Source organism: Wolbachia endosymbiont of Nasonia giraulti, assembly GCF_048054155.1.
GTDB lineage: Bacteria > Pseudomonadota > Alphaproteobacteria > Rickettsiales > Anaplasmataceae > Wolbachia > Wolbachia pipientis_C.
On record NZ_JAFEVH010000007.1, the window covers coordinates 30,935 to 45,421 of the forward strand.

General features: G+C 34.6%; 13 protein-coding genes and 2 pseudogenes. 11 read left to right on the forward strand and 4 right to left on the reverse strand.

Annotated elements, in window-relative coordinates; all coding sequences use genetic code 11:
- Positions 1-136 precede the first annotated feature (136 nt).
- Positions 137-1,219: a hypothetical protein gene (locus tag JR312_RS01835; protein WP_416647569.1), complete on the reverse strand. Its 1,083-nt coding sequence runs from the start codon at positions 1,217-1,219 to the stop codon at positions 137-139.
- A 177-nt stretch (positions 1,220-1,396) separates the two neighbouring features.
- Here JR312_RS01835 and JR312_RS01840 point away from each other — a divergent pair, with 177 nt between their 5' ends.
- From JR312_RS01840 to JR312_RS01870, 7 genes and pseudogenes are all read left to right on the forward strand, one after another.
- Positions 1,397-2,341 (forward strand): hypothetical protein, encoded by a 945-nt coding sequence (locus JR312_RS01840; protein ID WP_416647570.1) that lies wholly within the window; start codon positions 1,397-1,399, stop codon positions 2,339-2,341.
- 51 nt (positions 2,342-2,392) lie between these two features.
- Positions 2,393-2,725: a helix-turn-helix domain-containing protein gene (locus JR312_RS01845; RefSeq protein ID WP_416647571.1), complete on the forward strand. Its 333-nt coding sequence runs from the start codon at positions 2,393-2,395 to the stop codon at positions 2,723-2,725.
- Between the two features lie 34 nt (positions 2,726-2,759).
- Complete coding sequence (locus tag JR312_RS01850; protein WP_416647572.1) at positions 2,760-3,143, forward strand: helix-turn-helix domain-containing protein; 384 nt, start codon at positions 2,760-2,762, stop codon at positions 3,141-3,143.
- Positions 3,144-3,431: 288 nt separating this feature from the next.
- On the forward strand, positions 3,432-3,572 hold the full coding sequence (locus JR312_RS01855; protein WP_353277769.1) for a hypothetical protein: 141 nt from the start codon (positions 3,432-3,434) through the stop codon (positions 3,570-3,572).
- Positions 3,573-3,581: 9 nt separating this feature from the next.
- A complete protein-coding gene (locus JR312_RS01860) occupies positions 3,582-3,701 on the forward strand; it encodes an ankyrin repeat domain-containing protein (protein WP_353285524.1) in 120 nt (39 codons plus the stop codon).
- 59 nt (positions 3,702-3,760) lie between these two features.
- Positions 3,761-4,021 (forward strand): annotated as a pseudogene (locus tag JR312_RS01865) (hypothetical protein); the annotation flags it as partial.
- 50 nt (positions 4,022-4,071) lie between these two features.
- Positions 4,072-4,191, forward strand: a pseudogene (locus JR312_RS01870) (zinc ribbon domain-containing protein); the annotation flags it as partial.
- A gap of 452 nt (positions 4,192-4,643) precedes the next feature.
- On the opposite strand, the gene JR312_RS01875 reads toward JR312_RS01870, so the two are convergent.
- The 3 genes from JR312_RS01875 to JR312_RS01885 form a co-directional block, all read right to left on the reverse strand.
- Positions 4,644-7,424 carry an ankyrin repeat domain-containing protein gene (locus tag JR312_RS01875; protein ID WP_264377396.1) on the reverse strand — a complete coding sequence of 927 codons (2,781 nt, stop codon included), beginning with the start codon at positions 7,422-7,424 and terminating at the stop codon, positions 4,644-4,646.
- Between the two features lie 435 nt (positions 7,425-7,859).
- Entirely contained in the window at positions 7,860-10,124 is a 2,265-nt protein-coding gene (locus tag JR312_RS01880) for a hypothetical protein (protein ID WP_416647573.1), read from the reverse strand.
- A 9-nt stretch (positions 10,125-10,133) separates the two neighbouring features.
- Positions 10,134-11,498 carry a hypothetical protein gene (locus JR312_RS01885; protein ID WP_416647574.1) on the reverse strand — a complete coding sequence of 455 codons (1,365 nt, stop codon included), beginning with the start codon at positions 11,496-11,498 and terminating at the stop codon, positions 10,134-10,136.
- A gap of 281 nt (positions 11,499-11,779) precedes the next feature.
- Here JR312_RS01885 and JR312_RS01890 point away from each other — a divergent pair, with 281 nt between their 5' ends.
- The 4 genes from JR312_RS01890 to JR312_RS01905 all read left to right on the forward strand — a co-directional run bounded on the left by JR312_RS01890 (position 11,780) and on the right by JR312_RS01905 (position 14,484).
- Positions 11,780-12,106 carry a hypothetical protein gene (locus JR312_RS01890; protein ID WP_007549972.1) on the forward strand — a complete coding sequence of 109 codons (327 nt, stop codon included), beginning with the start codon at positions 11,780-11,782 and terminating at the stop codon, positions 12,104-12,106.
- A 391-nt stretch (positions 12,107-12,497) separates the two neighbouring features.
- A complete protein-coding gene (locus JR312_RS01895; protein WP_416647575.1) occupies positions 12,498-13,115 on the forward strand; it encodes an ankyrin repeat domain-containing protein in 618 nt (205 codons plus the stop codon).
- Positions 13,116-13,139: 24 nt separating this feature from the next.
- Positions 13,140-13,472 carry an ankyrin repeat domain-containing protein gene (locus JR312_RS01900; protein ID WP_416647576.1) on the forward strand — a complete coding sequence of 111 codons (333 nt, stop codon included), beginning with the start codon at positions 13,140-13,142 and terminating at the stop codon, positions 13,470-13,472.
- 31 nt (positions 13,473-13,503) lie between these two features.
- Positions 13,504-14,484, forward strand: coding sequence for an IS66 family transposase (locus JR312_RS01905; protein WP_416647577.1), 981 nt, complete (start codon positions 13,504-13,506; stop codon positions 14,482-14,484).
- Positions 14,485-14,487: the final 3 nt, after the last annotated feature.

The window sequence follows — 14,487 nt, forward strand, 5'->3', positions numbered from 1 at the left end:
TATTACTTTTTTTTCGGTTTGACACACTTTTTTGAACGTTCCCGATTAAGTTTTAAAAACCACTTTACTTTGTAATAGTTAACCATTTATTTCTGATATACAAGTAGCTATGTGAAACATAGCCACTTGTCTCCAATCAAGAACGTCCTACGGATGTCGTTTTGTTGTCTTTTAATTTATTCACCCAAGAAAAGGTCTCACTACTTTTAGAATTTTGGTCGCCCCATCTTCCACATCTAGTAAAACTGCCTTTTTCTACTGCTTCTTTAACAGACATTCCACCAAATAAACAACCCTTTCCTACGATTTCTCCTATTTCTTGCAACTCGTTCCACATTTCTTCATCTTCCACCTCAACTTGTACTTGATGATAGTCTTCTGTATCGTGATATACCATTAAATTTAGCTCTCCTAGGCTAGTGCAAAGTGTTACTGTAAAAGCGCTGTTATCGGATATATCTACATAATTTCTTTTACCATCTTTCCCAGTTTTGACCTCAACTTCACCATCACCTATTTTTATGATATTACCGCCAAGGTTTAAGTCTCCTTTACTTAAGCCCAAATTTTTTGCACCTTCTACAACTTTGGCAACATCAACTATGCAGCTATGTGAAAATTCAATATAGAAGATCTTATTATCAATTTCTACATTTTCAACAGTTCCTTCTATAGTAGCGTTCTCTCCAACCTCCCTGAGTTTTGTGAGCCTACTATATATTTGTGGCTCAATTTCTTTTTGCACCTTTTGATGAATTTCAGTTATTTTCTTATCAACTTGTACATTAAAATCTGCTCCATTTAATGCTAACTTCCTGATTATATCCTCTTGTTTATTCCCTTTGAATTCATCACGATACATCTTAAACATTGTAACGTTAGCGAAGCCAAAGCCATTTTCATTGGCAGCATTTATTCTTATTCCTAAGTCCAAAGCTTCATCGATAACTTTACTTAACTCGTTTATATTTTTAGCTGCAATAGCTTTTTCCAGGAATTCATTTAGTTTCATATTTTCATACTCACTTAGTCTTGTCCTGCATAAAGCTGATCGAAATGGATTGAGCTCCTCAGGATATGTTAAGACAGGTAATTTACTAATCTTTTTATTCGCTGTTGGAGCAGCTTTTATAAAATTAGGTAATAACCCTTCTTTTGCTATTCGCTCTACCGCTTTTAACATTTTACTAGGCAATTTTTTACCATTTATTTTTTTCATTGTAACCCTCACTTAATTTCATTACTATTCGATCATATCGTGATAAATATTATTTAATTGTTAATATTGTACGACTTATTAATTTACTGTATGTTATAATAACAAGTTTTACGGGCATTTACACTAGAAAAACACATCTTGTAAAAATTATTTCAATTTCAATCAAAGTTGGGTATTGTGATTGTAAAACTGAAAGAAATGGATCTCTTGTCTTACTCCACTGAAAAGTTGAAGAAGCATTGTCAGCTACTAGATAATGAAGAAAAAATAATTCTATATGAGCAGCTGCTAGACAAGGCTAAAGACATACTTGAAAATTCAAGAGATAATGTTTCTGAACTGAAAAAGATCAGTAAAGCTGCTGTAGCAATAGAGGAAACCACCGATAAGCAGTTACTAGAAAAGTTTAATGATGACCACCCGCTAAGAGAAGTGGACATTTTAATCTACTCTCCTCAAGGAAATACTGAATATCTATTCAGCATAGATAACTCGTCAGAGCTTTATGATTTAAAAGAAGATAAGGATAAAGCTCTTTATAATGCAGTAAAATCAAATGATGTTGAGCTTGTAAAAAAGCTGCTAATGATCCTTTTACCCACAGAAGTAGGTAATTTTGATGTAGAATACTTGGAAGAATTGAAAATATTGCTGTCAGGAATTCACAAAGAATTACAATTATCACAAGATATGAAAAACTATCTTATGAAGACGATAAAGTTCTATAATTTTCTATGTAGTAATTTTAGCTTATTAGTTGCAAATCCTACTGATGTAAAAGCTATGATCAATCTATTTGCTACTCAACCAAATATTGATTACCAAATAGATAAGCTTCTGCTTTCTTTTATTGTGAGAGATGTTGAGGAAAAAAAGCTAAATTCTAAAATCAAACACATGATAGAGCTTCTTGAGCAGCATGAAAGATTTGCTGAGCTCGAATATAAGGTTAGAAGATTAAGATCAGAGTTTGCATGTGGCAAAAGCAGATACTCGGCTGAAGTAATACGAAATAGCATTGCAGAACGAGAAAAAGAGATGAGGGAAATTGAGAAAAAATACTTAAGGCCAAACGATTTAATTAGCGAGAGGCAGAAATTATTAAAGCAATTACTTTGCTAGCTTTTTTTCCACTTCATAAAATTTGTTGTAAATTTGAATAAGAGGTGAAAAGTGCAATTAGGTAAAAAGATAAAACAATTAAGGCTAGATCATGGTTTAACGCAGACCGAATTGGGAAAAAGAATAGGTGTCTCATATAGACAGATACAAAGGTACGAAAATGGCTCAAATTGTGTTTTGGCTAGTAGATTATATGATTTAGCAAAAGCCCTATCGATTGATGTTGCTAACTTTTTTACTGATGTGCATGCCGGCTCACATGAAGTTTACGATGAAGAGGTGTTAAAGCTAGTCAAAGGATATAATGAGATTAAGAGCAAAAGGTTACGTAGTGCGGTTTATATATTAGTAAAATCTTTTTCTCAAAGTTACAATGAGAGTTAGTATTGCTTTGATATATAAATTAAGATATTAATAAATGATTGTGCAAGCTGAACAGTACCCTATTGATAAACAAATAGGTGAAAGAATAAGGAAAAGAAGGTTAATGTGTGGTTTTAGTCAAAGAGATTTAGGAAAAAAGCTTGGAATTTCATTTCAACATATACAAGGATATGAAACTGGGGAGGTAAGGCTTATAGTTGATAGGTTGTATAAATTGGCAGAAGCTTTGTCAGTTGATATGTCATATTTTTTTACAAAAATCTCTGAGGATTTACATGATAAGGCTTTCCATAGTGATGTGGGCAGCGAAGAAATATCCCGATTAGTAAGAGAATATAGAAAAATTGAGGATGAAACTCTGCGTGACATTGTTCATTTAGTGATTAAGGCTCTTGCTAATACAGGCTTTAAAGCATAAATTCTCTCCTTGAGTCGTTGAAGAAAACTTAAACTTTCATTTTCTTCATCATTTTGCTTTTCTTTCACTTTGATGCGTGTAGTTATACCCTACACAAAGTATAATGTTTTAAAAATAAAAACCTGCACCATAAAATATTGAGATTTAGAATATTAACTTATAAAGTCTTTTCGGCAGTTTTAGTGAGGGTTTATTAGCAAGGATGTTGGAGGTTAGAAATGACTATATCTGAAGGTGTAATACAGGGTATAAGGCATAATGATAAGAACGCGATAGGGGGATGATTTTTTGGTCAAGATGGCTGTGCACCATCCAGCTAAGTTTGATAGCTTAGAAGTAACAAAATTTTTAGTAAATAATAAAGGTGTAGGTTTTAACACTAAAACTAATGACGAAAACAAGCCTATTCATATTGCAGCTGATTTTTGAAATATCGATATTGTAAAGTTTTCTCTTAATAAGGGAGTAGAAGTTGGTACAAAAGGTAAAAACAATTGGACTCCTTTGCATTATGCTACCAATAAAGGATATCTAGGGATTGTAAAGCTTCTAATATAAAAGCAACAACAAGAATCATTTATTAATTCTAAAACCACAGATCAGTCTACTATGCTGCCAAGGAAGGACATTTATCAGCTGTAGAGTTTCTCATAGAAAAAGGAGCAAGAATTGATATTAAAAATTCCAATAATAGATCACCATTGGAACTTGCAAATGATGGAGGACATGAAGAAGTTGAAAGTTTACTAAGAAATGAATTACTTCTTGATGCTGTCAAGAGAAAAGACCGCAGTGGAGTAGAAGCTCAACTTTATAAAGGGGCTAATGTTAATTATGTACGTCGAGAAGATGGCTGTGCACCATGCTGTCAGTTATAACCATGAAAATCTTGAGTTTGTGAAGTTCTTAATAGGGAAAGAAAAGGTGAAATTATTTAGCACCAAAGATTAAAGAAGATATAGTAAATGGGAGGCAGCCAAGAAATTTGAAATTAGTTGATTTGAGAGAAATACCGGTGTTGTGGAGTGAGCAGATGGAAAAATTGTAAGGAATGGCGTCTTAATTTACAAAAGTAACAGAAAGAGTACGTGCCAGAAGGAGCTGATACGAAGGGCCATTCCAAAAGATGTTGAGGAAGTCAAGATTGATGTAAAAAAGCAAATCAATGTTATAAAAGCTGACACTCAATTATGCAAAAATATCAATATAAATGACGAAGATTTTAGCATGCTAGATACGACAATGGCAGAAAATGTATCGAATTTTAGCTGCACATTTTAATAATAGATCTGGGGAAAAATTCTATAGAAATCGAAAAATGCAACGTACAATACTCTAAATCCCAGCATACAACTCGAGAAAGTAGTACATGTGGACTAATCTACAGCTTCCTTTGAACCTGAAAGCGTACTTGAAAATTCATAAGTGCTAAGTAAATTCTTTTTTAACCATCTAAATAAACTTCCTCCATCATTGCTGTGTAACAAGTCATATACGGAGCTATGATCCACTTACAAGTAGTGACTTATGTTGGTGAGATTCTATCTTTAACTCGTCCATACTACACCTTGGTAAGCTTGAATAGCATTTTGCCAAGATTTTATTACTATTAAACAGTGGTTCAAAATGATCATGTCCCTTATTTACTATATGTAAGACATTATTGTCATCATAATCTATCCTATTATACTCACCTGTACTTCTTGATCCTAAACTATCTATTAGTTGATGCAAGGATGGATCTTGTTGTTCATCAGTAGCATGTAATGGATTACTCTCTACAACATGCAATTTTACACCATACTTTCCGCAAAGTATTCTACCTTCAACCTCAGGATCACCCCATCTATTGTTATTTAGAATATTTTTTGCATAAAAATCTGGAGTTTCCCTACGCACCACGCCATTATTATCATGACTGTTAGTAATAGCATTTATGAACCATTCTGGTGGGTTATTTCGTGCAAACTCTTTACAATATTGTCGCAATTGCTCAACAGTAGCTTTTATTCCTAATTGTTGTTCTAGTTCTTGTCTAAACGAATCAAAAAAACAGTTTCCATCTTCAATTGCTTGTCCTAAATAGAAATTATCAGGTATGTTTGATTTTTGTTCTTTATCACCTTGTTTTTCTGCTTTTTCAATAACTCCTTTCTCTAAACCAAAAATCTTACTCCAGTTATATTTACCTTCTAACCCCAATTTTTTACTTTCCTTTTCTGCTGCTTTAGCTAAGTCTGTTTTAGAAATATCCCCTTTTTCTTCACAGAATCTAGATAAAGTTTTAAAGATTTCTACCAGGTGAGTTTTTATGTCAAAATTCTTCTCCTTTTTTACAATATTAGACTCAATATAGCGTAAATCCTGTAATAGTTGTTGCTTTTCATTTACAGTTTGAGCAGCTGAACTAACTGTTTCGGAATATTGACAAAGTTTTCCTGATCTAGTAAAGAAACCTCGTTCTATGGCTTGATCAACTGGTAACCCCCCTAGTAAGCAATTCTTACCTATTTTTTCGTTACAATTTTTTAATTCCTCCAGTAAATCTTGATCGTTCACCTCTACTCTTATTAGATCTTTATTTTGTGTATCAGGATATAACCTAACCTCTAGTTCCCCCTGAATGGTATAGAAAGTTAATACTATATCACCACCTTCTGTAAGATCTGTGTAATTCCTTACACCATCTTTTGTGATAATCTCTACTTCACTATTACCGATCTTTACTATATTTCTTCCACACTTTACATCTCCATGGGTTAGCCCTAAATCCCTTGTTCCATCTGTAATTTGTGCAACATCTATTGTACTGTCCTCTGAATATTCTAAGTAAAAAGTAGCGTTATCCATTTTTGCACGATTTAACTTGCCGTTGGTCGCATTTTTTGCGATTTTCAGGAATTTCTGAGTACAATTAACATACTTTTCATGAGCTTTTATCATATTAGCTTTGTGATCTTTAAATTCTAATTCCAGTTCGCCAATTACATCTATACTGTTTTTAGTATAGCACGCTGCTCCCCACGATACCAACTTACATACTATATCACTTGCAACTTTAGGATTCTTTTCTAATCTACTAATTTCTTTTATTACATAATCTGTAAAGTTGTACTTTTCACCTTGAGAAGATTTTTTAGCGAAATTTAACATTACTCCGAAATCTATAGCTCTATCTACAACTTTTTCCAGTTGATCCATACTTTCAACTTGAGATATGTCATTTAAAAATCCACCTAGCACTATCTGTTGGTTTGGGATACTCCATAAAGTCCTAGGTGGAAGCAAACACTTTTTCTTCTTATTGCACATATTTGCATCTTTTTTAGGATCAGTTGCTCCTGCCTTTAGAAGTAAATCCACTGCTTCTTTGCAAGTAGCTCTAGCATAACTAAGTACTTTTGACATACCTACTCTATCCTGAACAATGAAAATCATTTTGAGATCCTGACTATTCTTATGTTTATCCAGAAACTTGCCTAAATTTTCAATAGCCTGACGATTAAAAACTTCACCTATAACATGAGGTTTTTTATAATCTTCAGGCGAGAGTATACCTAAAAGTATATCATACAGCTCTTTACTCAACTTTTTCTGATTGTCAGTTAAGAAGCATTCTAAAATGTGGCAGTTATTATTATCAATAGCAGTTTGTAATGGGGTTTTTCGTTTATTGTCCCGTATGTTAGGATCAGCTTTTCCCTCCAAGAGTAGATTTATAGTGAGATACCTATAGTTACTATCAGCAGCATAATGTAAAGGTGTTTTCCCTTCATTGCTTTCTATATTAGGATCAGCCCCTGCTTGTAGAAGTAAATTGACTAAAGTAGGACCGCTCTGATCATCATTGAGTCTTGAAGCAGCATGCAATAACGTTAATCCTGACTCTCCCCTTTTAAGGTTAAGAACAACTTTTAAATCTTGATCGTCCTTGTTATTTTTTAAAAAATTTTCAAGTTTTTTAGTATCGTACTCATGAAGATAAGAACCTATACCCTTAAGAGTTTTTAGTAATTCTTTATTTAACTTTTTTTGATTCTCGTTCAAATTTGTTGTATGAGCAAGCCATATACACACCAGCTCCTCAAATGAACATTGACCATCAACTAGAGATCTACCTCCATTTAATTCAGATGGAACCCATAAATATTTTTTAATTAACTCGTACTCTTCATCCAATAGTTTGTCTGTTTCTGACCACTCTTGTCCAGGACTTAATTTCTCTTCTAGCTTTTTGCTCGCTTGTTTACTTTGCCCGTTGATAGCTTCAGCAATAACCATACTTTCCTCCTAGCTTGATATATTATGTACAATATATAATATGAGTCAAGCTGATTTTAATATAATATTTTTATTATTTTGCAATTTTTGAGTTTTTGTAGTAAGTTCAGGTGTTTACATAAACTTTCTTTTAACCTAATAAAGATGCCTGATAGGATAGTAAACTCGCAACCTTGATTCAGAGTGTTAAGCAATCAACATAGCAGAATTTATAGTCTCTTTCCTTCCACATCAACTTCAACTTGACACTTCTATAAAATTCTCCGACATTGATTTTGAACTTACTACACGGATTTTTTTGCCTGCCCATCTGTAATCCACTACTCAATAAAGCCGATCTGGTTACAAAATGAAGTAGTCAATACAACACTATCAACCAATTCTAACTATAAACCTGCTATTTATGACAGACAATTAAACTCTCAATAATCCCTTTTATCTATAAGGAAAGTCGTCCACAGTGTCAATTCCTAAGTTATCTTTTATGCGTAGAACATTACTAACTGCTATAAGGGTATTTGGGACATTTTGTGCTGGTGCTGGCGCTTGATCATTAAATACGGCATACGAGAAAACCATTTTATCTCCATCAGTAATGCGATCAAACCCTCTACTCTGCAGATAACCCTCCACCTGTTCATCTGCTTCTTCTTCTCTATTTTGTACGTCTGCTTCAGTGGCAGCAAACTTTAGCTCTGTTCCAATCGGATGAGTACCTCCCATCCTTCCTATAGCTCGTGACAATACTAAGTCTAACTTTCCTCCTCCTCCAACCTGAAATTCACTAACTACCCTAGCAGGATTATCGCAAGTGTAAAATAATCCATGCAATGCAGCATGAAACCCAGCTTCTCTAGCATTATCTCTGTTCACTACCCATGCTAATGATTGGAGTCCTGCATTATTTGGCTGGGGTGGATTTAGCACGTTGGAAATTGCTTGGTAAAACCGTTCATGACTGTCTGGATCTTCATTTTCCCAGCCAGTATTCATCATTACATTTGCAGCGCGATGCACATTACTAACGCCACCTATTCGTAAAAGCTCACCTTGAAAAGGCTGATTACCTCTATCAAGCAGGTAGTCAGCAGGCGAGTCAAATGTTTCTACATTAACAGTTAAACCAAGGTTATCATTTACTCCTCTTGTCCTTCTATTTATGGTCAAATTACACACCACTTCATGTACCATAGCATTCGGCCAACGCGATAGATCCAATCCATTGTCCGGAAAAAGTTGATTAGCCAATACGTGGCGAACATGAAATACGATCACCTCCTCCTTCTGGTCTCTACCTCGTGATACATGCAAAACCATAGTCAAAGCACGATCTCCAATATTTACTTGTGTATTGTATCTTTGCTCATCTAACATTTTTGCATTACCGTCATAGTGAAACAAGTGCTTATCTACTATTGCACGATTTCCTTCTATTGGCACAGTTCCTTTTGCAAATGCAATACTTGCGAAAGCAAATCCACTTGTATAGAGAAATATTCTTCTATCTCTAGCGTTAACACCACCCCTATTCCTAATACCTGGTACAGCAGGTACACCAAAGGCTGGATGGAGTAGATAATCCCTAACATTTTCTCCAATCTCCTCATCCTCTACAGGTTCAAATAATCTTTCCATTAAAGAAGAACCTTTTGCTAAAAAAGCCCTCACACCAAGCTGTAAACGTCCTGGGTTACCAAAATCGAAATTCACTCCAGCGCAGACAGCTCTTGGTGATAATGTTGGAATAGATATGGATGAAACGGGACATCCATTAACATAATTTCCAGCCTGCTCTAATGCACGGCCAGCATTCCTATCTGCTCTTCTGCCTGCCTTAAGTTCAGTTACACAGGGAACAGAATTAATTAACCTCTGTGTACCACGTACAATAGAAGTAATATCTGCATATCCACCACCTACAAACAGCTCAAGGTAAATATTGGCTACATTGCGATATCTAAAATGCATCAAAACACCGGAAACAAAACCATGATAGTCAGACTCTCTACCATAGAAGTCCAATGCCTGACTATATCTATCGTAGACACCAATAATATGCTGAAACACTTCCTCAGTAGTGTCGTGTACATCATCTGCATCATCACTTTCTAGCTGATTCATCAAATCCGGTAAATAATTATTTTGCAGCCCAGGTGTTCTGGTAATCTCTTGAAAACTATGTCTACGAGTTAAATAAGATGCATGATTTCCAGTAAACGGCCCTTGTCCTGCCTGAAATATCCTACATCTTACTGCTTCCTCTTCTTCATCTTCACCTTGATTATCCGCCCATATAAATGTTTTATACTCTTGCCATTCAAGCTCTTCATCTCGCAGGATACCTTCCAGCTGCTCCCTTTCCTGCTGGCTAAACCTAGAACCGTAGCTATTCTCTCTGTCAGCAATAGTATAGCACCTTACAACTCTTCTGTTATTTCCATCAGTTGTTAGAATTGCAACCTTTAGATTTCCCCTTCCAGGACTACCTGGATCATTATCAAAACGAAAGAAGATTCTTTCATCATTGTTTGCAACACCAGAATCATGTGCAGTAGCAAACATGCCAAAAAAGAACGCAGGAAAAAAGTGATCTTTGCCAACTGAATGCAGAAAAGATGGATATGAATCCAAGAAATATTCAAACTTTTCCGTGAATTCTCCACAATTTCCATTTATTAAACTTCTAACTAACCCATGCATAAAATACTCCTACTTATTGCGACCAGAAAAACTACTAACTTCAGTGCTTCCTAGTGTAGACTGTGGGTCACCAGCTCCACCAAAATCACCTCTTCCGTTAGGCACGGATACCGTATCTAATTCAGCAAACAACTTTTCTGCTAATTTACCATAGTCTATATTTTTTCTCATACCATCCCTACCAACCATTTTTAGGTTATCAACAACAGATTTTTTAAAATACATAAAACTTTCAACTGCACAAAACTCTTTGGCAAACTGTAGTACCTTTAACACCTCTTCCTTTTTTGTACAACCAAGTTGCCAATCGACAATCAATCCTGCAAGCGCACGCTTAATCGGAACCCTTCCATTAGAAAAAAATACCGCAGCTTTTTCCTCACGCCCCTCATGATTATTGAAATTACCACACTTTATAAGGTTCATTATAGCTTCCCTAGCTTGAATAGTTGACTCAGAATTTTCGAGCATCATGTCCGAAAGTGAGGAGAGAAGAAGAGTATAACTCCTAGGTGAAAGTATCTTATCCTCCAGTATTTTATCTTTAAACATCGGAAGTATAGCTTGCATCGTATCAAAAAAACCTTGATGTATCAACGCGCTAAAGAGAGAGTACACTCCTTTATCTTTTTTTGATAGCTCAGAATCTTTAAACAGCTTGTTTTTTGCTTGATCGCTCATTTTACTAAGACAAAAGTCTAAAGTAACAGCACCATTATGGTCACATTGAACAGAGGATAATATAGTAACTGCATCAGTAATTTTCCTTTCTCTTTCTTTTTCATTTAGAAGGCTATAAAAATATTCTACTCCTTCGCTCCACTTAAGTGCTATAGCTTTCTTAAATCCTTCTGTTGCGCTGACATGCTTCTTAAATTCTCCAGATTTTTTATCAACCCAAAAGCTAAATACAGGGTCTTGACTCTTCATATAACCCAACAACCCACTCTTTACATATTTGTTATTGCTAGTTGCAGGCTTACCATCATCATCTATCTCTTCAGAAGAGAAGCTACTTTTGTAAGATTCAAACTGCTTCTGAAAGAGCAAAGGAATTTTATCTATCACGCAGTATCGACATGCCATATCATATATAGGAAGAGGGTTCTTTATTTCGCCTATTTTTTCCTCAGTAAACCTCTGTCCTAAGATTGTATTGTTCAATCTTGTACCTGACCAACAACTTTCATCGCGAAATATGTTGTATAAGAATTGTAGCTTATCATCTTTAAGATATTCTACCTGCCTAATGTAAGTTTTTACCCATCTTTCAATAGCTGAACGCCTTTCAGCCATGACCTTGGAATCTGTATGTTGAATAACACTCTTTAACTTACTAAGCACTGCAGCATGACGCTCCATCTTTTTTGGCATTGTACCTCCTATATAAAAATATTGAGAGTACTATGCAAAAGTTAGAATTAAATAGCAACACTAAAATCACCAAAGATAGAAAAAACTCCATGCAAAATATTTTCTATGTTCGAACAAATACAAAAATTCTATTGGAATTATAAGAAATACAAAAGAAAACATCCTTTACCGTTCAAGAAGTTAAACAAGAATCACAAGCGATAAAAGATATACTTACGTTATCATCACAGTCTAAAAATCTAGGCTATAACAATCAAAAAATAAGCGCAAAACCAAAAATAGTGGGAGCGGTTCTTAAAAAATCAGTTAAAAGTAAATCGATAGTACCATTAAGAGCTGAGAATCAAGATTATAGACAAGTAGTGCCAAAAGTGGAGGTGCCTGTTATAGTGGTTAATCGCAAGATGAAAAGTAAAGTAAAAGCAACAGTGGAAAATTTTGAGCAAAACCAAGCAAGAGAATGTGTAGGTATGCAACCCGCTAAAAGTAGTGCCATTATAGCAGCACAATCAGATGTTGGTATAAAGAAAAATCCATTAAAAGTTGCTTCCCAAGCTCAGTCATCCTTTATGAGAAATAAAAGATCTCTAGAAAATCCTGCAAAGTAGCAGTTTGATCATGAGCCTTGTGAAAGCTCTCTTAATTACACATGTAAACGTAAAGCAGTTAGTTACACAGTTTGAAAGACACCTAGAAATAGAGTGAATCCAAACAGATTCTCTAAAAATAGAGTTAAATTTGTTACTTGTTATAATTACAACTTCTATAGACCTGTTGCAAAAGGAAAGCTGCTGTTTTTTACGGTAGTTATTTTCAAAAAAAATCTGATTTACTTTACAGCAGGTCTTATATTATTTTGGAACTTGTTTTTCTACTCTAACTGCCTATTCTGTAAAACCTAAAGAGGTATGCATAAAAACTACTTGCATTGCTAATGTTATTCATTAGCATATAATCAAATCTAATATAGGTTTCTATATAAAATAGGCAGTGGAATTTATGCTCAAAGTGGAGCGTTCAATAGATTACTTAGAAAAAGAAAAAAATAATTCAGAAGCTTTCAAAATATTAGAGAAAGTACAACGTATAGGACAAGCTTATAAATCTTCTGAACTTAAACGTTATCGTAGGTTTGATAGTGATGGTGAAAGAGAGAAAAATACAGAGCTATTTTCTGCTATAAGAAATGGCAACCTGCAGAAAGTACAAGATCTTTTAAAAGCAGGAGTAAAGCTTAACATCATTGATAAAAATAATAAAGATAATACACCTTTACACTATGCTGTTGAAAGGGATAAAAAAGAAATAGTTAAAAAATTACTGCAAGAATGGAAGGCAGATGTTAACGCTAAAAACAATAAAGGTGATACACCTTTGCATATTGCTGTTTCCAGAAATAACAAAAAACTTGTATCGCTACTTCTAGATAAACAAGCAAGAAGTGATATCAAAAATAATGAGGGTAAAGAGCCATATGAATTAGCTAAAAATCAAGAGGTAAGCTATATTTTTAAACATAGGAGCTCTCATTCTTCTGACTATAATGATATTATGAGTCAAGCCAATCTTAATGAGGAGTTGATAAAAATTGTTAAGAGTAGCACCTCAGAAAAATAAAAATCAAACGACATTGAAGATCTTTTGAAGAAAGGAGCGAACATTAATTTTCAGGACGCTAATTATGAGTTAAATACACCGTTACATGCGGCTGTTCGCAAACAGGAACCTAAAGTAGTTAAGCTGCTTGTCAAAAATGGAGCAATACAAATCAAGAATAGTAAAGGTAAAATGCCACTAGATATTGCTAAAAGTCTTAATAACGAAGGTATTATTCAAGAATTAGGCAGAGCTTCACTTCTAAAAAAGGCAAATACTGGAGAAAACAAGCCAGAAATTGGTTCTTCTAAAAAGCCAAGAATTTCCGTAATCGCTCACAGAGATAAGGTGATTTACAAAGTAAATATAAAAGTGTAAAGAAATAGGAAGCTAAATATGGAATGGGTAAATGACAAAAGTGCTGCAAGAAAAGATTGTAGCAGAAAACGCTAATCTCAAGGAAGAAATAAAAGCGCTGATCAGAGAAAATGACAGCTTGAAAGCAAAAATAGTTGAATTACAAGACAAATTGGGCTTAAATTCGCAAAATTCATCGCTGCCACCATCACGAGATATATATCGTAAGAAAGCAAAAAAGAAAAGTGATAAAAAACCAGGAGGTCAGCCAGGACATAAGGGGCATAAGCGTGAATTAATGGCTGCAGACGAGGTAGTGAGCTGCACAATTGATACGATTTGTATGTGTGGAGGTAAGGTTACTTTAGAAGATGAAATTATTCATCAGAAGGCAGAATTGCCAGAAATTAAGCCAACTGTAACTGAGTACAGATTGCAAAGAGGACATTGTAGAGTATGTAGTAAAAGAATTACAGCAAATTTACCCGAAGGTGTTGCAAGAGATCTTCTAGGATCTAATGCTAAAACAATTATAAGCAGCCTTAGCGGCTTTTTTATTAACTCAAAAAGAGAGGTACAGCAAATTTTAGGCAGTATTTTTAATCTAAATATAAGCCTTGGTTTAGTCTCAAATACTGAACGCAGGGCATCGAAGAAGTGTGCATCTGAATATGAGAAAATGAAGGAAGAGTTACAAGGAAGCGAATATTTGCATATAGACGAAACAGGACACAGAAATCAAGGAAAGAGAGGCTGGAGTTGGGTAATAACGAACAAAGCGTTGACACTTCTGAAGGTAAGCGAGTCTTGTGGTAAGAAGGTGTTGAAGAGTTTACTGCCAGAATATGATGGCATAGTTGTGAGCAATAGATACGCTGTATACAATTACTTCAATCGTGAAAATAGACAGATATGTTGGACACATTTGGCAAGAGATTTTGAGAGATTTGCCCATAGTAAAAATGTTGAAGTGAGCAAAATTGGCCAAGCACGGGAACGTTCAAAAAAGTGTGTCAAACCGAAAAAAAAGTAATAA